This is a genomic window from Fusobacterium sp. SYSU M8D902 (genome assembly GCF_040199715.1).
Lineage (GTDB): Bacteria > Fusobacteriota > Fusobacteriia > Fusobacteriales > Fusobacteriaceae > Fusobacterium_A.
Window position 1 is genome coordinate 61,213 of record NZ_JBEFNA010000006.1, and the last position, 22,527, is coordinate 83,739.

Genomic DNA, 22,527 nt, shown 5'->3' on the forward strand with positions numbered 1-22,527 from the left:
CATTAGCATTTTGTAAGGAATTTTTCAGCTACTGCCATAGCTATTTCACGTTTTCCGTCCACAAAATTTATCTCAACTTTTTTATCGTTTACAGATTTTACTACTCCTAAACCAAACTTTTTATGCATAACTTTCTCTCCAACTGAGTATGGAAAGTTTTTCGCAGTTTTGTTAAGATCCTCTATTGTTATCATTTTTTTGAAGGCTCTCTCTGTTATGAAACTTCCCTTATCATTTTTTGGTTTATATAATAGCTCTGAACTACTTTTTTCCACTAACTCTTTAGGAATTTCATCTATAAATCTTGAGGCTCTTCTTCCAAAATCTTCATTTCCATACATCATTCTACTTGTTGCATATGTCATATAGAGTTTCTCCTCTGCTCTAGTTATAGCAACGTAGCAAAGTCTTCTCTCCTCTTCCAACTCATTACTATCAAAGTCTGCTCTACTTCCTGGGAATATTCCCTCCTCTGCTCCTACTACAAAAACTATTGGAAATTCCAATCCTTTAGAGTTATGAATAGTCATTAACTTCACATAATCTTTCTCATCTTCTAAATTGTCTGTAGCACTAATAAGTGAGATATTTTCAAGATACTCTCTCAAGCTCATATTCTCAATTACCTTTTCCAATTCCACTATTGAGCTTTTTAACTCCTCTATATTCTCTTTTCTTACCTCATAATCCTCATAATTTGCAATCAAATAATCATTGTAATTTATAGATCTTATAATTGTATCAAATAACTCCGATACCAACTCACTCTCACTTAGCTCTATAAATTCACTCATCATCTTATAAAACTCTAATATTGTTATTTTTAGATTAGCACTCAATCCTGATATCTCATTCGCTCTTCCCAAAGCCTCAAATAGAGATAGATTTTGCTCTTTTGCAAATTCACTTATCTTCTCTACTGTCTTATCTCCTATCTTTCTCTTTGGAACATTTAAAATTCTAGCTAGATTTAGATTGTCATCAGTGTTGTTTATCACTGCTAAATATGCTACAATATCCTTTATTTCTGCTCTTTGATAGAACTGCATTCCACCAAAAATCTTATATGGTATATTCTCTCTCAATAATTTTTCCTCAAACATTCTCGATTGAGCATTTGTTCTATACAGTACTGTAAAATCTCTATATTTTGCTCCCTTTGCTTTTCCCTTTATTATCTCACCAACTACAAAGTTTGCCTCTGCTCTAGCATCACTACAACCTTCAACTGTAATTTTCTCTCCAACACTCTTCTTAGTCCATAATTTTTTATCTCTTGAACTTGTGTTGTTTTTTATTACTGAGTTAGCTGCATCTAATATCACAGATGTAGAACGATAGTTCTCTTCCAATTTTACAACCTTAGCATCAGGATAATCCTTCTCAAAATCCAATATATTTTGGATATTTGCTCCTCTAAATCCATAAATACTCTGGTTTTCATCTCCTACGACACAGATGTTCCCATACTTTTTAGCTATCTTGTTAACTAATTTATACTGGATATTATTTGTATCTTGATATTCGTCTACCATTATATATCTAAATTTATCCTGAACCTTATTTAAAATATCTGATATCTCTAAAAGTCTATCTGTATTTACAAGTATATCTGAAAAGTCCATAGCATTATTGCTCTTTAGAACAGAGTTATATCTTCTATAAACCTCTGAAATTATCTTTCCATTCTCATTATATTTTTCACTATTTTCATACTCTTCTGGAGAGATTCCGTCCTCTTTTAATTTTGAGATAATTGATACCACTAACCCCTCTTTAAGGTTTTTATCTTTTATTATCAACTCTTTCATTATATTTTTTACCACTCTTTTTTGATCATCAGTATCATAAATGGTAAAATTAGCATTGTAACCTAATCTATCTCCATATACTCTCAACAATCTCAATCCAAATGAGTGGAATGTTGAAATCATTACTCTGTTAGCCTCTTCACCAATGAGAGACTCCACTCTCTCCTTCATCTCTTTAGCGGCTTTATTTGTAAATGTCACAGCTAAAATTTTATATGGTGAAATACCTTTCTCTTCTATCATATGAGCTATTCTATATGTAATAGTTCTTGTCTTTCCTGAACCAGCTCCTGCTAATATAAGTAGTGCTCCCTCTATTTTAGAGGCTGCCTCTCTCTGTTTATCATTTAACTTATCCAATATACTCATTAATTTTTCAACTCCTTCTCAATTAATAATTATATCATACTGATTATTATTATGTCTACTAATGTAAATAATCTATGTGTACTATAACATCCTTTACATTTTCAAACTCTAAAATAATCTCCTCTCTTATATCATCAACTAAATTATGTGCCTCATATACAGTCATCTCTTTAGGTACTCTTATATGCATTGTCAAAAATATCTTATCCCCTGACTTTCTCATATAGATATCATGGACATTTTTGATATTTTCATTCTCATACAGATAATGTTCCACCTCTTTTACAAACTCCTTATCCTGTTTATCTAAGATAAGATTTGAAGTTTCAAGTATTATTGAAACTCCCTCTTTAAAAATAAGAAAAGCTACTAATAAACTGATTATTATATCAAATATTGGTGATATTGAAATTGATAGTAATATTCCCACTATTACTCCTGCTGAAGAGTAAACATCACTTTTACTATCCTTTGCATCAGCTATCAAAGCACTATTATCAGTTTCTTTTCCAACTTTTAACTTGTATCTATACATAAAGAATTTAACTACCATAGAGATAAAGGCCCAAATTATTGTTGTATATGCTGGTGTTGTTGTGTACTCTCCCTTAATTAACATCAGGACACTACCCTTACCTAGCTCAAAAGCTGTTAAAAGTAAAAATACTCCCAGCATATTTCCTATTATACTCTCTATCTTCTCATGACCATAAGGATGATCCTCATCTGCAGGTTTGTTACTAAAATATATCCCCAATAAGATTGCAAAAGAACTCCCTACATCTGCCAAAGAGTTTATTCCATCGGAGATCAATGCTCTTGAGTTCCCATAAATTCCACCTGCTATCTTTATAACTGCTAAAAATATATTTTGAAAAATTGAGGATATAACTACTTTCTTACCCTCTTTCATTCTTATTGTCTCTCTTTGAATGTTATCAATTTCCAATATATTTCCATTTTCTCTAAATCCATTTTTTATAAAGAAACTTTTATTTGTAAGATCCTCACAAATTATCTTATCTTTTTTCTCCTCTATCCCATGGTTTATTAAGAACTTTATCAGTTTTACACCATAAGATTTATATCTCATTCCAGCTCTTACAAATATTCTCTTTATTACATAGTTATTTTGAATACTCTCTGCTACAAGATATCCAACTAAAACATTTTGTGATCTTATTACAAAATATATACCATCTTTTTTTTCTAAAAAACTCTTATCTATATCTCTTATGTCTTTAAAGTTTTCTTCTAACTCTTCTAAGTCATATATCTTATACATAAAATCCCTCCTGTTATAAAAAAAGCCATGAAAACCAAAGAAGTAGTATTTCATACCCGTAATAAATACCTTAGTGCTGCTTCCTTCCAGACCTGACACGGTTCGATACTATTACGCCATAAAATTCCTCTCTGATTTCCATGACAATTAATTATATCAATAATTTCAAATTACGTCAATAATTTTTTCTTAAAACTTTTCTAAGATTCCTCCCAAATTAAATCTATCTAAAATCTCTTGAACCTTATCTAAATATTTAGTTTTACTATTTAATTCTCCCTCAAGCTCCTCTACTACCTTATCATTATTACTATTCAATAGCTCTTCATAATTTTTTAACTCTCTTCTTCCCTCTCTCAAGAGATCATCAGTAATTTTTTTCTTAACAATACCATCTTTATCATTTAGAATATCCATAATCTCTTCTGAAAGATCACTCTTAATAACAAGGTTTTGATCTACTGAATTATATTCATAGTGTACATTTCCACTTCTTAAATCCTTTAAAATAGGAGTTGACATTGTTTTTAAAAATGGTGTCTTTATATTTAACTTTGTAAGTATCTCCTCACTATTTAGATTCATATCTTGAATCTGTACATCTCCTCTCACATCTATATTCTCTTTGCTTAAAAGTATCTCTTTCACTAGAGAGGCTTCACCATTTTCTACATACTTATTTAAAACGTCCATATCTTTTACATCTTCAAAACTGAAGTTAGAGATATTTATATTTACTTTTCCTTGGATTTTATTTAAATCTACATACCCGTAAGCTTCTCCATGACTTATCTTTGAATCAGCAAATAGATACAACTCTATCTTATCTTTATTTCTTGATAATCTACTTGAAATATTCTTAATCTCTCCCTTTAGTTCAATTCCATAGATATGAGAATTTATATTTATATCCTCAACAAAAATCTCCCATTTACTCTTTTCAAGAGCATCTTCATCTCTTCTCAATTCCACTTCTTCCATTAGATTTCTATATTTCTCTACCAATCTCTGTATCTCACTTCCATAGATCTCATTTAGATAGTAGTTTATTATCGAATCTAAATCTGTTATTACAAACTCTCCTCTACCTATTAGCTCCTTTACAGATCTCTCCAAATCCTTGTCTATATCACTTTTCTTTATAATATTTGTAAAATCGCTCTTTATCTCCTCTTTATCCTTTAATATCTCCTTACTTAAAACTTTGAAAGAACTAGCCATATTTTTTATCTCTTTCTCCATTCTTATCAATTTTAAAGGATTTTTCTCATTAGCTAATTTTTTATAATTAGCTTTCAATACAACATACTCTGGATTTTTTTCAATTAACTTTAACTTTTCATTCCAATAATCTTTCTTAGCTGTTATCTGAGCTTCAACCTCATCATAGTGACTCTGCAATATATTTTGAAGTGTCAACTTATTTACCATAGCTCTTGCTTGTATCAACTCCTCTAAATCCTTTAAAGAGTCATCTTTCTTCTTCTCTAATTCACCGCTCTTATCCTCTATTACTTCAACTTTCTTTGGAACCACATGTCCAATGCTTCCATCAGTCTCTCTCGGTGTCATAAACTCAACCTTATCAAATTCAGCTTGACTTACCAATACTTTTTTTTCTTTGAAATAAATATCATAATCAGCACTAAATTTGCCTATTGATATAAAGTTTTTCATCCCATCCTTTCTACTTGTAAGATCTATATTCTCAATGGTTACTTTTTTATCTAATAGAGATAGATCTACTCTTCCTATATCAACCTTTCCCTTATTTATCTCTGTTAATTTACTCTCTAATACCTTTTTTATTATATAGTTTTTAGAAAAATAAACTCCTCCTAAAATTACAATGATTATCCCCAGTACTAATCCAACCTTTTTCTTCATAGTTCACCTCTTGTTTAAATAAATTTTTTTACTACAACTCTTATTTTCCCTTTTTTATTCTCTCCCATTATCCTTTCAAATATAAATTTTCCTCTTCTCCTTATTGTTACTATATCTCCCTCTTTTATAGATTTATTCTTCTCTTTTTCCACTATATAATTAACACTTACCTCACCACTTTCAATTAACTCTAAGCTCTTTCCTCTAGAGTTATTTATCATAACTGAAACAATATTATCCAATCTTATAGAACTGACACTATCCACTATCTCCTCATATTTCAATTGAGGTATATTTTCAGCTGTTATCTCCTCTATTTCAACAGGATTTCTTCCTATCTCAGTAAGATTTTCCGACAGATATGTAAATACATCTTCCATCACCACTCCATAGCAACAGTTATCTTCTACAACTAGATCTCCCATCAATTCTCTCTTTATTCCTAAGGACATTATTGTTCCTAAATAGTGCTTATGCTCTAGCTCCTTAAATTTTGATTTATTTGTTATTTTAAAATACTTCACAGGAAAGTATAACTGCTCTACTGGATAATCTCTAGGTAAAATAGCTATCATATTTTTTTCACAATCATTATTTAGTCCACACAGAACAAATCCTATTCCTCCTATATTCATTTCAGAAATCTTTTTGCAAAGTTGTGGAGGGTAAAAATATTTACTATAAACTGGAAACTCTATCTCTTCACATAGCTCTATATCATCACAAAGCGAAGCTAATAGATAATCATCCATCTCCTGAAACATATTTTGAAATTTTTTTCTATCCACTCTACTCTCCTCCATTACTATTATACTTTGATTTTATACAATTTTTATCAATTTTTCAATTTATTTTTTATTTCTCCCTTTATTAAATCAAATTCACTCATATTTAGTGAGATCTTTACCCATATTTAAAAAATACATTAAGTGTATATAAAGATATTAATTTGTCTATTTTTTTTGTTTAATGTTGAAAAAATCGCATTTTTGTGTTAGAATTTAATGATCATAGTTTTTTAAGGAGATGAATTTAAGAATGGTTAAAAGAAAATATATTGCTCCTAATGCAATCACAGCTGCAAATATGTTTTTAGGATATTTGAGTATCACTGCTTCAATCAAAGGGAATTTTATTCAAGCTATATGGTTTATTGTATTGGCTATGGTATGTGATGGTTTAGATGGTAAAACAGCTAGAAAATTAGATGCTTTTAGTGAATTTGGTAAGGAGTTTGACTCATTTTGTGATGCTATATCTTTTGGATTAGCTCCAAGCTTATTAGTTTACTCTATACTTGTTCAATATACTGCTGCTAGTGCTTTTATTGTTCCAGTATCATTTATATATGCTCTTTGTGGAGTAATGAGACTTGTAAAATTTAATATAATAACAGTGGCTTCTAATGAAAAGGGTGACTTTAGTGGAATGCCTATTCCTAACGCTGCTGCTATGGTATGTTCATACTATTTAATCTCATACTATCTAAAACAAAATTATAATATTGATTTCTTTAATCTAGATATTTTTATGGCAATTACTGTTATTGCTGCAGTATTGATGGTTAGTACAATTAAATTTAAGACTCCTGATAAATCATTTGCCTTCATTCCTAAAAAATTTGTTGGTATTTTTATCATAGTTGTAATAGCTACACTAAAATATAGTTTATTTATAGTGTCATTCTTTTACGTTTTAATTAATCTTATGGGCTTCATCACTAAAATTGTAGATGGTTCACATGATGATAATGACAAAGAACTTGTAGATGTTATTGAAGAAGAGATTGAAGAGGAAAAATAATTAATTAAATTTAGTTAAAAAAGATGACTTTATTTTAAAGCCATCTTTTTTTATTAAAATAAGGGGGTGTGTTTACATTGGATTTTTCATTAAATTTAAAACAGGAAGCAAAACTTATACTTACTCAAGAGATGAAAACTTCTATGAATATTTTACAGATGTCTTCATCTAAACTTAGAGAGTACATTGAAAAAGAAGCAGTTGTAAATCCAGCTATAGAGATTAATTATTCTTCTAAATCTTCTTTTAAATCTAACAGTGATGAGTATATCTCCCCTCTTGAATTTATGTCCAAAGAAGAGACTCTATTTGATATTTTAGAGGAGCAGATAAGATACTTAAAAATCTCAGCTAAACTTAGAGAGATCTGTATATTTATTATTAATAATTTGGATTCAAAAGGATATTTAGCAATGGGAAAACTTGAGATTAAAAAACTTCTAAAGCTATCTACTAAGTCCCTCAATGAAGCTTTTAATATAATCTATTCTCTAGAGCCTGTAGGAGTTGGAGCTGAAAATTTAAAAGATTGTTTAAAAATACAGTTAAGATATAAACAAATTGATGATGAGGTTCTCTTTCTTTTAATTGATAACCATTTAGAAGATATTGCCAACCAAAATTTTGAGTTAATTTCAAGTAAATTAAATATAACAAAGGATGAGATCTTAGATTATTTAAAATTAATTAGAACCCTATCTCCTATTCCTTCTAGAGGTTATATTGTCAATGACAGTACTAACTATATTGTTCCAGAAGCTAAAATAGAGATAAATGATGGAACTTTAATATTTAAAATAAATGAGGAGGCTATTCCCAAAATTAATCTAAACTCTTCATATATCAATAGTAACGAAGCTAATAAGAACTCTATCTATACAGCTATTAATATTATTAAATGTTTGGAGAAAAGGTATCAAACACTCTCTAAAATCTTAGAAATTCTATTGGTTAAACAGCGTGATTTTTTCTTTTTTGGTAGTAATTTTTTAAAATCTCTAATTTTAAAAGATATTGCTAAAGAGTTAGGACTTCATGAATCAACTATTTCTAGAGCTATAAAAGATAAGTATTTGGAGACTCCACAGGGGATTATCTCTTTCAAATCACTTTTTATCAGTGACTCTACCTCTATTACAATTAAGATTCTATTGGAGGAGTTTATAAATAATGAAGATAAAAACTCTCCCTATTCTGATGAAAAACTAGCATCTCTACTGAGAGAGAGAAATTTTAAAATTGCTCGAAGAACTGTTGCAAAATATAGAGAGGAACTTGGTTTTCCTTCAACTAGAGAGAGAAGAAAAACTAAAATTTAGTATTTTTTAGAAAACTTAAGGAGAGATTTCTATGCAACTTTATCAAAAAACACAAATTATCCATTTTTTTAAAGTAACTACCATAGCATTTATACTTTCTTTTTTTATCTCTATTTTTGTTCATGGTATAGTAGAATATAGATTTAATTCAGCTGAGATAATTTTTACTGGAATAAAAATATTTTTTGATATTCTACCCTTAGTCTTTATAAAACAGAGAAACTTTCTGTTTAAAGATGGACCTATAAAAGCTACTATTCTAATACTTTACTATCTACTACTTATTCCTATAGTAGATTTTTCTTTAAATTTAAATGAGAATAATATTAAAATTCAGTATATACTCAACTTTCTATCATTCTTTAATGTTTCTCTTTTAATAATTTCTCACGTGATTCTTCTCAAATACGTGATAGTAGATTTCTTTAAAAGAAGAAGAAAGATAATGATAAAAGATATTGGAATTGTAATAACTACCTATATTACAATAGCCATAAGTTTTGGACTCATATATACACTTTTAAGTCTTTTATCTAATGAACCTATATTTCATGGTATAGATCCTAGTATGCCTAGTTTTCATTTTTATATGAAGCACATATATTTTAGTTTTATAACAATCTCTACTACTGGATATGGAGATATCTATCCCATTGTTCCTATTGGTCAATTTTTAGTAATAGTTGAAATTATCTTAGGTATAATCTTAACAAATGTTATTCTGGGGCTATTAATTGGTTCAGGTATTCTTTCTGCTGATCATAAAAAATAAATAACCATTCTTTATAAAGAAAAAGAGAAAATCCTACTTAAGTAGAGTTTTCTCTTTTTCATTTTTTACCTACACTAATTTAGTAGTTGAAAGGAAAGAATAGTGTAGTTAAGGTTAGGTCTATCTATCAATAATTTGAAATTGTCCCATCATTCCTGTTTCCTCATGCTCTAAAATATGGCAATGATAAACAGTTATACCATCTGTTTTATATTCAACTAAAATCTTAACATTGTCTCCAGCTTTTAAATTTACAGTATCTTTCCATCCTTGTTCATTAAGTGGAGGAAGTTGTCCATTTCTTTCTAGTATTCTAAATTGAGCTCCATGTACATGGAAAGGGTGTGGCATATCCATCATTCCATCACTATTTACAATATTCCAAATCTGTTTCTCACCTTTTTTTACTTGGAAATTCATCTTTTCCATATCAAATACTTCTCCATTTATTGTATTAGATTTAGAAGTAGTTTTTAAAGTAAAATTCAAAGTTTTTAACTTTGTTAAATCATCTTTAATTTCAGGTAAAATACTTAGATTTTTTGGAAGTTTAGTCAAACTTTCTCTATTAGTTTTTCTAAACTCAAGGGCTTTAACACCATTTATATACAGATAATCTTTTGTCTCTAAGATTTCACTATCTACAATAATCTCAGCACGTTCACCAGGAGCTAAAATAAGTTTTTTCATCTCCACAGGAGAAGTTAAAAGTCCTCCATCACTAGCAATTTGAAAAAAGCTTCTATTTGATAAATCAATGTTGTAATTTGTTGCATTACTTCCATTGATAACTCTCAATCTTGTTAAACCTTTTGGAATATTCATATATGGTGAAACGATTCCATTTACCATTAAATATCCTCCCGATTTCCCATGAATTTTCTCCATATGATTTGTTTTATATTCCAACTTCCCCTCTGAAGATAGCTTCTTATCTTGAATGACTATCGGAAAATCATTGAATCCATACTCTCTTGGAATAGCTAATTCATTACTCTTCTCATCACTTAAATATATCAATCCTGCCAAGCCTTTGTACACTTGTTGAGCTGTCTTATGCATTGGGTGTGGATGAAACCACAGAGTAGCCTCTGGTTGATTCAATGTAAATTCAACTGTCTTTTTACTATTAGGTAAAATATCTGAATTGTGAACTCCATCTGATTCTTGAGAAACAATAGCTCCATGCCAATGAACTGTTGTTTCCTCTGATAAACTATTCGATATATTAATTCTAGTCTTCTCTCCCTTTTCTAAAGCTAGAACAGGGCCTAATATTGGACCATTATATCCATAGGTTTCAGTTTTTTTTCCTTTTAAAAATTCCCATTCACCTTTTTTTATATCTAAATTAAAAACTCTTGTATTGTCTATAAGCTTTCCTTTTAAAAGTGGTGGTACTAATAGTTCTCTTTCAAATTTTATCTCTCTATTCTTTTCAAACTTAGTCATATGAGAATGGTGACTAGAACTCTCCATCTTATGATTACTGTTGTGATCCTCCATGGCGTAACCAGCTATAGATGTTAAAAATAGTGATACAGCTATTATTTTTTTCATTTTATTATCTCCTTGCTTTTCATTTACAAAGAAAGAGTATCATTATTTTATGTCTTGAATATGACAAATTATTTTTTTGCTATTTTTTAATATTAAAAAAAAGGAGAAAATTAACCTTAACAAACTAGTTAATTCCTCCCTTTTTTACAATTAATTTATTTTTATAATTTATTAGTCATTATCTCTGTTACTAATGTAGGATTTGCCTTTCCCTTAGAAAGCTTCATAACCTGTCCAATAAGTCCTTTTAACACTCTTGGTTTTCTTCCCTCATCAGAGTTTCTATAGTCCTCTACCATCTTAGGATTGTTAGCAATTACCTCATCTACCATAGCTTCTATAGCTCCTGTATCAGCTACTTGAACCATTCCTTTTTCTTTTACTATCTCTTCAGGTGTTCTCTCATCTGTTAATTTAATCTCAAATAACTCTTTTGCAATCTTAGTTGAGATTGTTCCCTTCTCTATCAAAGCTATTATTTGACCTAGATGTTCAGCAGAGATTGTAAACTCCTCAATAGTTGCATTCTTATCTTTTAAAACTCTCATAACATCTGTCATTATCCAGTTTGCACTAAGTTTTCCATTATTTGAAGATTTTGCTACACCTTCAAAATAATCAGCTAACTCTATATCTTCACATAGAATATTAGCATCGTACTCTGGTAATCCATACTCAGTTATAAATCTCTCGATTTTTTCAACTTTTGATTCTGGCATAGTCTCTCTAATAGCTTCTATCTCTTCATCAGTTATTACAAGCTTTAAAAGATCTGGCTCTGGAAAATATCTATAATCCATTGCTTCTTCTTTACTTCTCATCACTTTTGTAGTTTGAGATTCCTCATCCCACAATCTTGTCTCCTGATGAATTTTTCCACCATTTTCAATAGTTTCGATCTGTCTTCCTATCTCATAATCTATAGCTCTTGCTACTGCTTTAAATGAGTTTAAGTTTTTTACTTCAACTCTAGTTCCATAAACTTTAGATCCTTTTTCCATTACAGATATATTAGCATCACATCTTAAAGATCCTAATTCCATTGAAACATCACTTACACCTGTATATTTAATAACACTCTTTAAAGTGTTCAAATACTCATAAGCCTCTTCAGAACTTCTCATATCTGGTTCTGAAATTATCTCTATCAATGGTATAGACGCTCTATTAAAGTTGATCAAAGACTCATGCTCAGCGTGTATTGATTTAGCTGCGTCCTCCTCTATCTGTAATTTTGTAATTCCTACTTTTACCTCTCTACCAGAGTTTAATTTGAACTCTAATGAACCTTTTTCAGCATATGATTTATCAAATTGTGTTATTTGATAGTTTTTAGGTGTATCTGGATAAAAATAGTTTTTTCTATCAAAACTACTTTCATTATTTATTTTACAATTTAAAGCTAACCCAGCTTTTACTGCATATTCTACTACTTTTTTATTAAGTTTAGGTAATGCTCCAGGATGTCCTAAACAGATAGGACAAGTATTTGTATTTGATTCAGCATTATCATAGTCAGCACTACAACCACACCAAACCTTTGTTCCAGTTTTTAATTGTAGGTGGACTTCAAGCCCGATTACTGATTCCCATTCTCTCATATCTTTTCTCCTTTTCTCCTAATCTAATTCAGGAAGCTCCCATTCTCCTCTTACTTTTTCAAAAGCTGATCCAGCTTTGATCAACTCTCCCTCTCCAAAAGGTTTTCCCAACAATTGAATTCCTACAGGTAATTCCTCTACTTTTCCTGCTGGAATTGAAATTCCTGGTATTCCAGCTAAGTTTGCTGAAATTGTAAATATATCCTCTAGGTATAACTCTATTGGTGTCTTTTTATCATCTAATCTAAATGCTGTTGTTGGTGATACAGGAGTGAATATTATATCTACATTTTCAAAAGCTTTTTCAAAATCATCTTTTATCTTTGCTCTTACTTTTTGAGCTTTTTTGAAGTATGCATCATAGAAACCAGCACTTAAAACATAAGTTCCTATCATAATTCTTCTTTTTACCTCATCTCCAAAACCTTCACTTCTTGAGTTAATATATAGATCATTTATATTTTCTATATTTTCACTTCTATATCCATATCTTACACCATCAAATCTAGCTAAGTTTGAACTTGCTTCAGCTGGAGCTATTACATAGTAAGTTGGAACAGCATATTTTGTATGTGGTAGAGAAACTTCAACTATCTCTGCCCCTAACTCTTTAAATTTTTCTAAAGAGCTATCCATTATCTTTCTAACTTCTGGATTTATTCCATCTATAAAGTACTCCTTAGGTACTCCTATTTTCATTCCCTTTATATCTTGATTTAAAAACTGAGTATAATCAGGAACTTCACAATTTACAACAGTTGCATCATAATCATCAGGACCAGCTATAACATTCATAGCTAAAGCTATATCCTCAACTTTTTTAGCTATTGGTCCTATTTGATCAAGAGATGAAGCAAAAGCCATAAGTCCATATCTTGATACTCTTCCATAAGTAGGTTTCATTCCAACTACTCCACAGAATGAAGCTGGTTGTCTTATACTTCCACCAGTATCAGATCCTAAAGAGATATATGCCTCTTGAGCAGCTATACTAGCAGCAGCTCCTCCACTACTCCCTCCTGGTACTCTCTCATTATCCCAAGGGTTTCTTGTGATGTGATGAATAGATGTCTTTGTTGTACTTCCCATAGCAAACTCATCCATATTAGTTATTCCTATTATGATTGCATCTGCCTCTTTTAATTTCTTTACAACTGTTCCATCATATATACCTGTATAGTTTGATAAAATTTTTGAACAAGCAGTTGTCTTATCTCCTTCAGATACCATATTATCTTTTATAGCTACTGGTACCCCTGCTAACTCTCCCACTTTTTCTCCATTTTTTATCTTCTCATCAATTGTTCTAGCCTCTTGTAAAGCTTTTTCTTTTCTTAAAGAAACAAAACTTCCAATATTACTATCTATTTTTTCTATTCTTTCAAATATTTTTTGAACTAAATCTTCTGATTTTACTTCACCTTTTAAAATCTTCTCTCTTATTTCAAAGGCAGATAATTTATACAAATTCTCCATTAAAAAAATCCTCCTTAGTTTTAATAGATACCACACTCTCTATGATTATCTACTAATCTTCTTCTATTCTAATTAACCAACTACTTTTGGTACTATTATTGCACCATCACCAGAATCTGGAGCATTTGAAAGTGCTTTTTCAACTGTTAAAGATTCTTTCACTATATCTTCTCTCAAGTTATTTACTTGTGAATTTACCTGTGTCATAGCTGTAACTTCTTCAGTTTCCACTTCGTTCAACATATCAATATATCCAAGTATGTCATTTAATTCTATTTGAAATTTTTCAATTTCATCAGGTTGAAATTTTAATCTAGCAAGTTTAGCTACATTTAAAACCTCTTCTCTTGTTAATGCCATATTTTTGCCTCCTATTATACTTGTTTTTACCCTATATTATAACATAATTTAATTATAAAGAATATAGGTATTTTACTTCCTCTGCTGTCAACTCTCTATACTCTCCTACTCTTAATTTACCCAAAGCTAGCTTCCCTATTCTCTCTCTTCTCAAAATAACTACAGGGTGATTAACTGCATCTAACATTCTTCTCACCTGTCTATTTCTTCCCTCTCTTATAGAGATCAATAGCTCACTCTTTCCTCTCTCTTTAGATAATACTTTTACATATGCAGGCAGAGTTTTACCATCTTCCAACTCAACTCCATTCTCAAGCTTTTTTATAGAGCTTTCCTTTATCTCCCCCAACACCTTAACATAATACTCCTTATATATCTCTGAACGAGGGTGTATCACTCTATTAAATAACTCTCCATCATTAGTAAGTAGAATCAGTCCTGTTGTATTGTAGTCCAATCTTCCAATAGGAAATATTCTCTCCTTACATCTGATTAGATCTACAACAGTTTTTCTTCCTCTATCATCTTTAGCTGAACTCAATATCTCCAAGGGTTTATTTAGCATATAGTACACTTTCTTCTCCCCAGTTTTTTCAATTTTCTTTCCCCTTACCTCAATCTCATCTTCCTCTGTTACCTTTATTCCAGCTGAGATTATCTCTCCATTGACCTTTATTTTTCCCTCTTCTATCAATCTATCAATCTCTCTTCTTGAACCTACTCCCAAAGAAGCTAGATACTTATTTATTCTGATCTCCTCTATCTTCATCACTTCCTCTCACATCTAAATAATTAGGTAATTCCTCGATTTTTTTTATTCCTATATAACCTAAAAATTTATTAGTTACCTCATATAAATTTGGTCTTCCTATTGTCTCTCTCTTTCCACACACTCTTATAAATTTTTTCTCCTCCAAATTTTGGATTATTCTATCTACAGATACACCTCTAATAGCTTCTATCTCTCCCTTTGTTATAGGTTGCCTATAAGCTATTATTGAAAGTGTCTCCAGTGCTGCTCCTGAAAGTTTTTTAGGTTTGCTCTCCTGTTGGAAAAAATCATTTATTACCTCTCCATAGATTGGATTAGTTGCTAAACTTACAACCTCACCATCTATCTCTATATTTATTCCACTCTCTCTTCTCTCCTCTTTTAATTCCTCTAATATCTTTAATACTTCATCTAAAGGAATGGAAAAAAACTTAGATAACTCTTTTATCTTAACTTCATCTCCACCTAAGAGAAGAATTGCTTCAATCTTATTTTTAATCTCCATATTTCTCCCTGTACTCTTCTGCTATAAAGTATAAATATAAAGTTTCTCCATCTATACCTGGGATATTATCTCCAGTTAAATATATATAGTTAGATACATAGTAGTTATTTCTTTTAATATAGTTTTTTATATTAAAAAATAACTTGTCTGCTAAAAAGCTCTCTCCATTTTTGTATAACTTTGAGATAAAAGCAAGATTATAATTTAAATCTATTCTATCCACATCTTTTCCATGAATTAAAACTCCATAACGACTATTGTAATTCTCTTTATAATCCTTTCTTAATAGCTTTAACTGTTCCTCTTGAGGTAAAAAATCAATATATTTTATATTTTTATAGTTAATTCTTTTACTATTTTTTCTACTTTTTAAACCATTCTCACTCACAAAATTTCTATTCAAATAGTTTAAAAGAAACTCTTTCTTATTTTTTATGAACTCTCTCTCACTTTGAAACTCTTCTCTTTCTTGAATAGCTTCTATTAACTGATAGTACCAATAATAGCTATTTATATTATTTCTAATATTTATAACCTCATCATCTACTTCCTCTAAATAATCTAACAAAGAGAGTACCTCTGGCATTATCTTCCCCTTTAATAGATTTCCATTGAGGGTATTTTCACTATCATTTAAATATCTAAAAAGAAAAGTATAATATATTATAGCTTCATTTTCACTCTTTCTTATGTTTATATCTTCAAAAAGTTTATTTGCATTAAACCCTTTATCATATAGAGTGTTCAAGTAGTATAATTTTATCTTTGTATTTAAATTTTTTTCACTTTTTGTATAATCTATTCTATTTGGTATGATACTTCTAGAGCTCATTATCTGTAAATTTTCAAGCTCCTTTCGAAAAATAACTTTCTTTTCAGTAAATTTATTATCATAACCATTTTTCTCCCAGTAATCAATCTCATTTGCAAATATATCCTGATTTAATATTTGAGGATCTTTTTGAAACTCTTGATAAAATTTAATTACTAAAACTAAATCTCTCTCTTTTTCAATATCCTTTACAATGTAATATAAGCTATCATCTTGATATTTTTTTACCTTATTTTTTACCTCTTCTAAATTTAAATCTTCCAACTGTGAATCCCTTGTAATATATAACTTTCCTTGATAATTTTCAGCCTTAATATAAAAATCATCATATGAGTATGAACTATTTTTTTCATTAAAATCAACATATCTATTCTCATATTGAGGTATTATTTTTAATGCGAAATCTATATTTTTAGCCTCTCTTTTAAACTCTCCCAATTCAACTTTAAAATATAGCTTATCTCTCTCACTCATTGAGGGAATGATATAAACACTTATATCTTTCTCTTTAATTCTATAGTTTAATTTTAAAATATTGTTTTGAGTAACCATTTCTGCACTAATAAAATATTTATTTAAAGGAATTATCTCATTGTTATTTAAAATTAAACTCCCCTCTAATTTTGAGATATCTGTTTTATTAAAAACATCACCTCTTATATATTTTATGCTATTATACTCTTTATCATAAAAAAGAACTATCTCACTATTAGTAATGAGATAGTTTGCATATGAAAAAATATATGTTATTAAAAATAGAGTTATCAATTTTTTCATATTTTTCCTCTTTCTTTCTTAATAATCACTTTCAGGAGATATCAACACTTTTTTATATGTCTCAAAATTCTTTAATAAAATTTGTATTCCATTTATTACTGCATTTAGTGGATCATCTGATATTTTTACCTCTAGGTTTAAGTTCTCAGATATCTTTTTATCTATTCCTCTTAAAAGAGCTCCTCCTCCAGTTATATATATTCCTTTTCTCTTAATATCCGAAGATAATTCAGGTGGTGTTTTTTCCAATATAACTTTCACCTCTTCAATTATCTGTTGTACTAAGTCTCCCAAAGCTTCTACTATCTCAGAAGAGTATATTTTTATATCTCTAGGTAATCCATTTAAAGCGTTTCTTCCACTTATCTCGATAACCTCATCCTCTTCTAAATCAATAACTGCTCCTATTGTTTTTTTGATCTCTTCAGCTGTTCTCTCTCCTATTAATAGATTGTGCTTCTGTCTTACATAATCTATTATTGTACTATCCAATCTGTCTCCAGCCACTCTAAAAGATGAAGTTTTTACTATTCCACCTAAAGATATTACAGCTATCTCTGATGTTCCACCACCGATATCTATTATTAAATTTCCCTCTGGTTCAAATATATTTAATCCTATTCCTATTGCAGCTGCCATAGGCTCCTCTATCAAATAAGCTTCTCTTGCTCCAGCTTCTCTTGTTACATCTATAACAGCTCTCTTTTCAACTTGTGTTACTCCAGCAGGAACACAGATTATAACTCTTGGACTAGATAATCCTTTTTTCTGATTTACCTTTTTTAAAAAGCTTCTCAACATTTTTTCAGTTATCTCATAATCTGCAATAACTCCATTTTTTAATGGTCTTATTGTCTGAATACTCCCAGGAGTTCTTCCTATCATCAATTTGGCTCTATCTCCAACTTCAAAAACATCTTTAGTTTTGTTATTCAAAGCTACTACAGAAGGCTCATTCAGTATTATTCCTCTATTTCTAATACAAACCAAAGTATTTGAAGTTCCTAAATCAATCCCCAAATCCTCTGAAAATATCCCTAAAAATTTATTAAATATTTTTCTCATTACACACCTCTAACTTCATATATTATATTCTTTCAATCTCTTTTAATTTTACTCCTAGATTTAATAATCTTTCCATAAATCTCTCTATTGGGAATCCCATCACTGTAAAAAAATCACCCTCTATTTTCTCTACAAATATAGCTCCCTTCTCTTGAATTCCATAGGCTCCTGCTTTATCCATTGGCTCTTTAGTTCCTATATACCACTCAATCATCTCATCACTCAACTCTTTAAAGTATACTTTAGTTACTGAGCAATCTTTTATTTCCAAATTCTTTTTTCTATTTATAAATGAATATGCTGTTATCACATTGTGAGTTCTACCTGACAATCTTTTTAATATTTCGTAGGCTTCTCTCTCATCTTTAGGCTTTCCTATTATCTCTCCATCTAATTCAACTATTGTATCTGCTCCTACTACATATTCATCTGGATATCTATCTGCTACTGCTTTTACTTTTTTATAAGCAATATCCTTTATCTTATCACAAATATCAATCTCATCACTACACTCATCTATATCTACACTTATAATTTTTAAATTAAATCCTACACTCTCTAGAATCTCTTTTCTTCTAGGTGATTTAGATGCTAGTATCATCTTCTACCTTCTCCTTTTCCTCTTCTAAGATCTTCTGTTCCCTCTCTCTTCTCTCCATTGCTTCCATCAATTCTATCTGCTCTTGAATTAATTGTTTCTCTATTCTTCGTCTTTTTTCCTCTCTTCTATGGACAATTATAGAGGTAATAGTCACTCTCAACTTCTTAGCAATCAAGAAAAATAACGAAATAAAAATCAATACATATAAGCTCACATAGAAATAGTTAAAATAGATATTGCTTATACAGTAGTTAAATGAATAAGTCAATACTGTTCCTAGCTTATACTGATATAAAAACATTCTGATTGAATTTTCTAAAACTACCTCATCAGCCACTATTTTTTTGAAAGGTAATCCCAAGTTATAAAGTCCACCAAGAAAAACTGTTGAAACTCCCAATATTACAAAGAAATTTAATCTGATTCCATAGACCATTCTATTTCTTTTACATTTTATAAAAAGGGAGTATAGATGTAACATTAAAATAAAAATCATAAAAACAATGAAATTTCCAAAATACTGCTCCAAAATATCATAATATCCAAGCATCTTTATTTTACTGTCATAGAAATATCCAATTATTAGATACAACAGAACATACATATAAATAAATTTTAATTGAATTAAAAGAGAAAATCTTTTCATTTCTACCTCTTTTCCTTATTTAAACTACTTTATATTGTATCATAGAGAATAATTGATTTCAATATAAAAAGAGATGATATTACAACTAAAAAAGGAAAAACCACCATAATAAGCATTAGTTACTAAAAGTAAGTTTTTCCTTTCATATATTTATAATTTTATTTTAAATTTTTAGTTATCTACTATTTCCAAGAGTCAATTCTAGCTATAAGTTTTGCTTTTTCCTCTTCTAGCTCTCTCATAAAACTTTCTAGTATCTCTTTTGTTGTCATTGGAGTATTTACCATTGCTGCTACTTGACCAGCCATAACGCTTCCATTATCTGTGTCTCCATCTACAACAGCCAATCTTAATTTTCCTACTCCCATCTTTTCGATCTCCTCTTTTGGAGCTCCTACCTTTTCCATCTCTAATATCTGTTTAGCAAATTTATTTTCAATAACTCTTACAGGATGACCAGTATAATTTCCTGTTGAAACTGTTGATCTATCTTTAGCTTTTAAAATTGCCTTTTTATAATTTTCGTGTATTGTACACTCTTTAGCTACTAAGAATTTTGTTCCAACTTGCACTCCTTCAGCTCCTAGAGAAAGAGCTGCTAAAAACTGCTTTCCACTAGCTATTCCACCTGCACCTATAACTGGAATAGAAACAGCCTCAGCTACTTGTGGTAATAGAGACATTGTAGTTATTGTACCAATATGTCCTCCACCTTCCATACCTTCAGCTATAACAGCATCTGCTCCTATTTTTTCCATTTTTTTAGCAAGTGCCACTGATGCTACAACTGGAATAACTTTTATTCCTGCATTTTTTAATTTCTCCATATAAGGTCCTGGATTCCCTGCACCTGTTGTTACTACTGGTACTTTCTCTTCTATACAAACATCTATTTGTTTCTCTATATCTTCCATCATCAACATTAAGTTTACTCCAAAAGGGTTAGATGTGATCTCTTTTACCTTTCTTATCTCTTGTCTTAATATCTCAACTGGCATTCCTCCACCAGCAATTATTCCCAATCCTCCATCTCTAGATACGTGTCCTGCTAAGTTCCCATTAGCTATCCAAGCCATTGCTCCTTGAAATATTGGGTATTTTATTCCCAGTAGTTTACAGATTTTGTTATTTTCCATAAATCCTCCTAAATTATTATCTTATTCTTTAAATACTTTTTTAAATCTGTCAAATATCTCTTTAACAGATAGTATCTCATTGATTTTCCAAGCATCTTTTCCCGCAAAGAAAATTCCACCTTCAAAGTCACCTGAATGCCCTCTCACTAATCTCTCATTCACACAAAACTTGTAGGTACATTTCTTCAAACATTTTATACACTTAGTTGGTCTATCAGCTCTATCTTCTCTAATCTTTTCTACAAAGGGGCTTATTATAGCATTGGCTGGTAAACCAGCTGAACTCATCATCCTTACTATATCTCCCTCTTTGGCATTGATATACATCTCTTTAAATTTTCTATCTATCTCACACTCTTCAGAAGCAACAAATCTACTTCCCATCTGTACCCCTGAAACTCCTAAATTCATCATTCTTTGAGCATCTTCTGGAGTTATTACTCCACCTGCTCCAAATACTGGAATATCTACATTTTTTGCTATATCTTCCACTATATCCCAAGAGTCCAAATCAGTTCCTAAATGTCCTCCAGCATTTCCACCCTCTACCACAATGGCATCTGCTCCCAATTTTTGAGATATTTTAGCTAGTTTTAATGTAGAAACTATGGGCACAATTTTTACTCCTGTCCCTTTTGCCACTTCAAATATATCTCTTGAAAATCCAGCTCCAAATATGATAACATCTACTTTTTCTTCAATGGAAGCCTTAACTAATTCCATAAAATTAGTAGCTGCATACATTATGTTAACACCCAATGCTCCACCTTTATTAACTATCATATCTCTAGCTTTTTTTATTTCAGATTTTAATTCCTCTATACTTAAAGTTGTTCCTGCTATTACTCCTAATCCACCTTCATTAGCCACTGCTGCTGCCAGTTTAGCCATTGAGACTCTAATAGCCATACCACCCTGTATTATCGGTGTTTTTATACTTAAATCTCCAATTTTTACCATATTAAAATTACCTCCTTAAATTAAGCTAGGTTAATTATAACACGTGTAATAAATTAAGTAAAGTATAAAATTACATCTGTTTTTTTATATGTTTTTTACTCTTTTCTCTTTTCTTTCTTTTAAAAATGCCTCTAAATTTTCAACAGAAAAGTTTAAAATCTTCTCCATAGGGTATCCAATTTCATCTATTAACTCCTGTACTTTTGAAAACTCACCTATATCATAGGAGATATGTGAATCTGTTCCCAATGACACATAGGTATCATATTTTTTACATAGCTCCAATATCTTTCTACAATTTACTTCAGAACCTTTTCTTGAAGCTCTTAGAGATGAGTTATTTAGTTCAATTGCCACTCCTGCTTTAGTAGCTTCTTGAACTACAATTTCATACTCCAATGGAAATTGTGGATTTCCTAAATGTACCATAATATCTATTTTTTGACTTCTTATCATATTTACTACAGCTTTTGTATTCTTTATTATATTTGTAGGATCTCCATATGCTTCAACAGTATGTAAACCACACAGAATAATATCCATCACATCATAAATTCTCTGATTTATATCAAAATTACCATTTTCATCTATAATATTAGTTTCAACACCTTTTAATACTCTTAACTCTCCTACATATTCAGGAATAACACGCATATTCACTAAACTCCACCAGTGGGGTGAATCTTGTAATGCCGGTCCATGATTTGTTATTGCTATCACTTTCATATTTTTTTCTCTTGCACTTCTTATATTCTCTTCCAATGTACTATAAGCATGTGGATTAGCAGAAGTATGTATATGTAAATCTATAGGATATCTCATTTTCCCCCTCCTTTTTACTTTCTTTATTATATCATATCTCTTTTAATAGTTCAAAATAATTACACCTATTTTAACTATTTTTTTGATATTCTCCAAAAAATAAAAAAAAGCTTGGCAAGTTCCTATCCTCCCAGGAGGCTTCCCTCCAAGTACTTTCAGCGTTTACGG

Annotated in this window: 20 protein-coding genes and 1 other RNA gene; 3 read left to right on the forward strand and 18 right to left on the reverse strand. The window is 30.1% G+C overall.

Translation table 11 applies throughout. From position 1 onward, the window contains the following. Positions 1-2 precede the first annotated feature (2 nt). From ABNK64_RS04235 to ABNK64_RS04255, 5 genes are all read right to left on the reverse strand, one after another. Complete coding sequence (locus ABNK64_RS04235) at positions 3-2,180, reverse strand: ATP-dependent helicase (protein WP_300341942.1); 2,178 nt, start codon at positions 2,178-2,180, stop codon at positions 3-5. A gap of 58 nt (positions 2,181-2,238) precedes the next feature. Continuing rightward, on the reverse strand, positions 2,239-3,465 hold the full coding sequence (locus tag ABNK64_RS04240) for a GNAT family N-acetyltransferase (protein ID WP_349763585.1): 1,227 nt from the start codon (positions 3,463-3,465) through the stop codon (positions 2,239-2,241). A 33-nt stretch (positions 3,466-3,498) separates the two neighbouring features. Continuing rightward, positions 3,499-3,598: signal recognition particle sRNA small type (gene ffs / locus ABNK64_RS04245), an RNA gene on the reverse strand. Between the two features lie 56 nt (positions 3,599-3,654). Next, the gene (locus ABNK64_RS04250) at positions 3,655-5,352 is read right to left on the reverse strand and encodes a hypothetical protein (RefSeq protein ID WP_349763586.1); all 1,698 of its coding nucleotides are present in this window, start codon (positions 5,350-5,352) and stop codon (positions 3,655-3,657) included. A gap of 14 nt (positions 5,353-5,366) precedes the next feature. After that, positions 5,367-6,140: a YlmH family RNA-binding protein gene (locus tag ABNK64_RS04255; protein ID WP_349763587.1), complete on the reverse strand. Its 774-nt coding sequence runs from the start codon at positions 6,138-6,140 to the stop codon at positions 5,367-5,369. Between the two features lie 250 nt (positions 6,141-6,390). On the opposite strand from ABNK64_RS04255, the gene pssA reads away from it, so the two are divergent. The 3 genes from pssA to ABNK64_RS04270 all read left to right on the forward strand — a co-directional run bounded on the left by pssA (position 6,391) and on the right by ABNK64_RS04270 (position 9,246). Further along, positions 6,391-7,155 carry a CDP-diacylglycerol--serine O-phosphatidyltransferase gene (gene pssA, locus ABNK64_RS04260; protein ID WP_291255957.1) on the forward strand — a complete coding sequence of 255 codons (765 nt, stop codon included), beginning with the start codon at positions 6,391-6,393 and terminating at the stop codon, positions 7,153-7,155. A gap of 77 nt (positions 7,156-7,232) precedes the next feature. Further along, positions 7,233-8,474 (forward strand): RNA polymerase factor sigma-54, encoded by a 1,242-nt coding sequence (rpoN, locus tag ABNK64_RS04265; protein WP_291255956.1) that lies wholly within the window; start codon positions 7,233-7,235, stop codon positions 8,472-8,474. Positions 8,475-8,505: 31 nt separating this feature from the next. Then, positions 8,506-9,246 (forward strand): potassium channel family protein, encoded by a 741-nt coding sequence (locus ABNK64_RS04270; RefSeq protein WP_291255955.1) that lies wholly within the window; start codon positions 8,506-8,508, stop codon positions 9,244-9,246. 120 nt (positions 9,247-9,366) lie between these two features. On the opposite strand, the gene ABNK64_RS04275 is transcribed toward ABNK64_RS04270, so the two are convergent. From ABNK64_RS04275 to ABNK64_RS04335, 13 genes are all read right to left on the reverse strand, one after another. Then, positions 9,367-10,806, reverse strand: coding sequence for a multicopper oxidase family protein (locus ABNK64_RS04275; protein WP_349763588.1), 1,440 nt, complete (start codon positions 10,804-10,806; stop codon positions 9,367-9,369). 161 nt (positions 10,807-10,967) lie between these two features. Beyond that, positions 10,968-12,407, reverse strand: coding sequence for an Asp-tRNA(Asn)/Glu-tRNA(Gln) amidotransferase subunit GatB (gatB, locus tag ABNK64_RS04280; RefSeq protein WP_349763589.1), 1,440 nt, complete (start codon positions 12,405-12,407; stop codon positions 10,968-10,970). An 18-nt stretch (positions 12,408-12,425) separates the two neighbouring features. After that, positions 12,426-13,883 (reverse strand): Asp-tRNA(Asn)/Glu-tRNA(Gln) amidotransferase subunit GatA, encoded by a 1,458-nt coding sequence (gatA, locus tag ABNK64_RS04285; RefSeq protein WP_349763590.1) that lies wholly within the window; start codon positions 13,881-13,883, stop codon positions 12,426-12,428. A gap of 72 nt (positions 13,884-13,955) precedes the next feature. Then, positions 13,956-14,243 (reverse strand): Asp-tRNA(Asn)/Glu-tRNA(Gln) amidotransferase subunit GatC, encoded by a 288-nt coding sequence (gene gatC, locus ABNK64_RS04290; RefSeq protein WP_300389462.1) that lies wholly within the window; start codon positions 14,241-14,243, stop codon positions 13,956-13,958. A gap of 52 nt (positions 14,244-14,295) precedes the next feature. Beyond that, positions 14,296-14,997, reverse strand: coding sequence for a pseudouridine synthase (locus ABNK64_RS04295; protein WP_349763596.1), 702 nt, complete (start codon positions 14,995-14,997; stop codon positions 14,296-14,298). Further along, positions 14,984-15,520 (reverse strand): SMC-Scp complex subunit ScpB, encoded by a 537-nt coding sequence (scpB, locus tag ABNK64_RS04300; RefSeq protein ID WP_291255950.1) that lies wholly within the window; start codon positions 15,518-15,520, stop codon positions 14,984-14,986. Before scpB ends, ABNK64_RS04295 begins: the two co-directional genes overlap by 14 nt. Then, the gene (locus ABNK64_RS04305; RefSeq protein WP_349763591.1) at positions 15,510-17,129 is read right to left on the reverse strand and encodes a hypothetical protein; all 1,620 of its coding nucleotides are present in this window, start codon (positions 17,127-17,129) and stop codon (positions 15,510-15,512) included. The genes scpB and ABNK64_RS04305 overlap by 11 nt, the downstream gene beginning before the upstream one ends. A gap of 18 nt (positions 17,130-17,147) precedes the next feature. After that, positions 17,148-18,194 carry a rod shape-determining protein gene (locus tag ABNK64_RS04310; RefSeq protein WP_291255948.1) on the reverse strand — a complete coding sequence of 349 codons (1,047 nt, stop codon included), beginning with the start codon at positions 18,192-18,194 and terminating at the stop codon, positions 17,148-17,150. A gap of 22 nt (positions 18,195-18,216) precedes the next feature. Continuing rightward, on the reverse strand, positions 18,217-18,795 hold the full coding sequence (locus ABNK64_RS04315) for a Maf family protein (protein WP_300341924.1): 579 nt from the start codon (positions 18,793-18,795) through the stop codon (positions 18,217-18,219). Further along, the gene (locus ABNK64_RS04320; protein ID WP_291255946.1) at positions 18,779-19,441 is read right to left on the reverse strand and encodes a hypothetical protein; all 663 of its coding nucleotides are present in this window, start codon (positions 19,439-19,441) and stop codon (positions 18,779-18,781) included. The genes ABNK64_RS04315 and ABNK64_RS04320 overlap by 17 nt, the downstream gene beginning before the upstream one ends. Positions 19,442-19,623: 182 nt before the next feature. After that, positions 19,624-20,577 carry an enoyl-[acyl-carrier-protein] reductase FabK gene (fabK, locus tag ABNK64_RS04325; RefSeq protein WP_349763592.1) on the reverse strand — a complete coding sequence of 318 codons (954 nt, stop codon included), beginning with the start codon at positions 20,575-20,577 and terminating at the stop codon, positions 19,624-19,626. Between the two features lie 21 nt (positions 20,578-20,598). Next, complete coding sequence (locus ABNK64_RS04330) at positions 20,599-21,537, reverse strand: NAD(P)H-dependent flavin oxidoreductase (protein WP_349763593.1); 939 nt, start codon at positions 21,535-21,537, stop codon at positions 20,599-20,601. An 84-nt stretch (positions 21,538-21,621) separates the two neighbouring features. Further along, the gene (locus ABNK64_RS04335) at positions 21,622-22,359 is read right to left on the reverse strand and encodes a phosphatase (RefSeq protein WP_349763594.1); all 738 of its coding nucleotides are present in this window, start codon (positions 22,357-22,359) and stop codon (positions 21,622-21,624) included. Between the last annotated feature and the right edge of the window lie 168 nt (positions 22,360-22,527).

What these genes read in the sequence shown, in the direction of transcription:
- ABNK64_RS04235 (WP_300341942.1), bottom strand. Translation starts at nt 2,180, where the DNA reads ATGAGTATATTGGATAAGTTAAATGATAAACAGAGAGAGGCAGCCTCT.
- ABNK64_RS04240 (WP_349763585.1), bottom strand. Translation starts at nt 3,465, where the DNA reads ATGTATAAGATATATGACTTAGAAGAGTTAGAAGAAAACTTTAAAGAC.
- ABNK64_RS04250 (WP_349763586.1), bottom strand. Translation starts at nt 5,352, where the DNA reads ATGAAGAAAAAGGTTGGATTAGTACTGGGGATAATCATTGTAATTTTA.
- pssA (WP_291255957.1), top strand. Translation starts at nt 6,391, where the DNA reads ATGGTTAAAAGAAAATATATTGCTCCTAATGCAATCACAGCTGCAAAT.
- ABNK64_RS04270 (WP_291255955.1), top strand. Translation starts at nt 8,506, where the DNA reads ATGCAACTTTATCAAAAAACACAAATTATCCATTTTTTTAAAGTAACT.
- ABNK64_RS04275 (WP_349763588.1), bottom strand. Translation starts at nt 10,806, where the DNA reads ATGAAAAAAATAATAGCTGTATCACTATTTTTAACATCTATAGCTGGT.
- gatB (WP_349763589.1), bottom strand. Translation starts at nt 12,407, where the DNA reads ATGAGAGAATGGGAATCAGTAATCGGGCTTGAAGTCCACCTACAATTA.
- gatA (WP_349763590.1), bottom strand. Translation starts at nt 13,883, where the DNA reads ATGGAGAATTTGTATAAATTATCTGCCTTTGAAATAAGAGAGAAGATT.
- gatC (WP_300389462.1), bottom strand. Translation starts at nt 14,243, where the DNA reads ATGGCATTAACAAGAGAAGAGGTTTTAAATGTAGCTAAACTTGCTAGA.
- scpB (WP_291255950.1), bottom strand. Translation starts at nt 15,520, where the DNA reads ATGGAGATTAAAAATAAGATTGAAGCAATTCTTCTCTTAGGTGGAGAT.
- ABNK64_RS04305 (WP_349763591.1), bottom strand. Translation starts at nt 17,129, where the DNA reads ATGAAAAAATTGATAACTCTATTTTTAATAACATATATTTTTTCATAT.
- ABNK64_RS04310 (WP_291255948.1), bottom strand. Translation starts at nt 18,194, where the DNA reads ATGAGAAAAATATTTAATAAATTTTTAGGGATATTTTCAGAGGATTTG.
- ABNK64_RS04315 (WP_300341924.1), bottom strand. Translation starts at nt 18,795, where the DNA reads ATGATACTAGCATCTAAATCACCTAGAAGAAAAGAGATTCTAGAGAGT.
- ABNK64_RS04320 (WP_291255946.1), bottom strand. Translation starts at nt 19,441, where the DNA reads ATGAAAAGATTTTCTCTTTTAATTCAATTAAAATTTATTTATATGTAT.
- fabK (WP_349763592.1), bottom strand. Translation starts at nt 20,577, where the DNA reads ATGGAAAATAACAAAATCTGTAAACTACTGGGAATAAAATACCCAATA.
- ABNK64_RS04330 (WP_349763593.1), bottom strand. Translation starts at nt 21,537, where the DNA reads ATGGTAAAAATTGGAGATTTAAGTATAAAAACACCGATAATACAGGGT.
- ABNK64_RS04335 (WP_349763594.1), bottom strand. Translation starts at nt 22,359, where the DNA reads ATGAGATATCCTATAGATTTACATATACATACTTCTGCTAATCCACAT.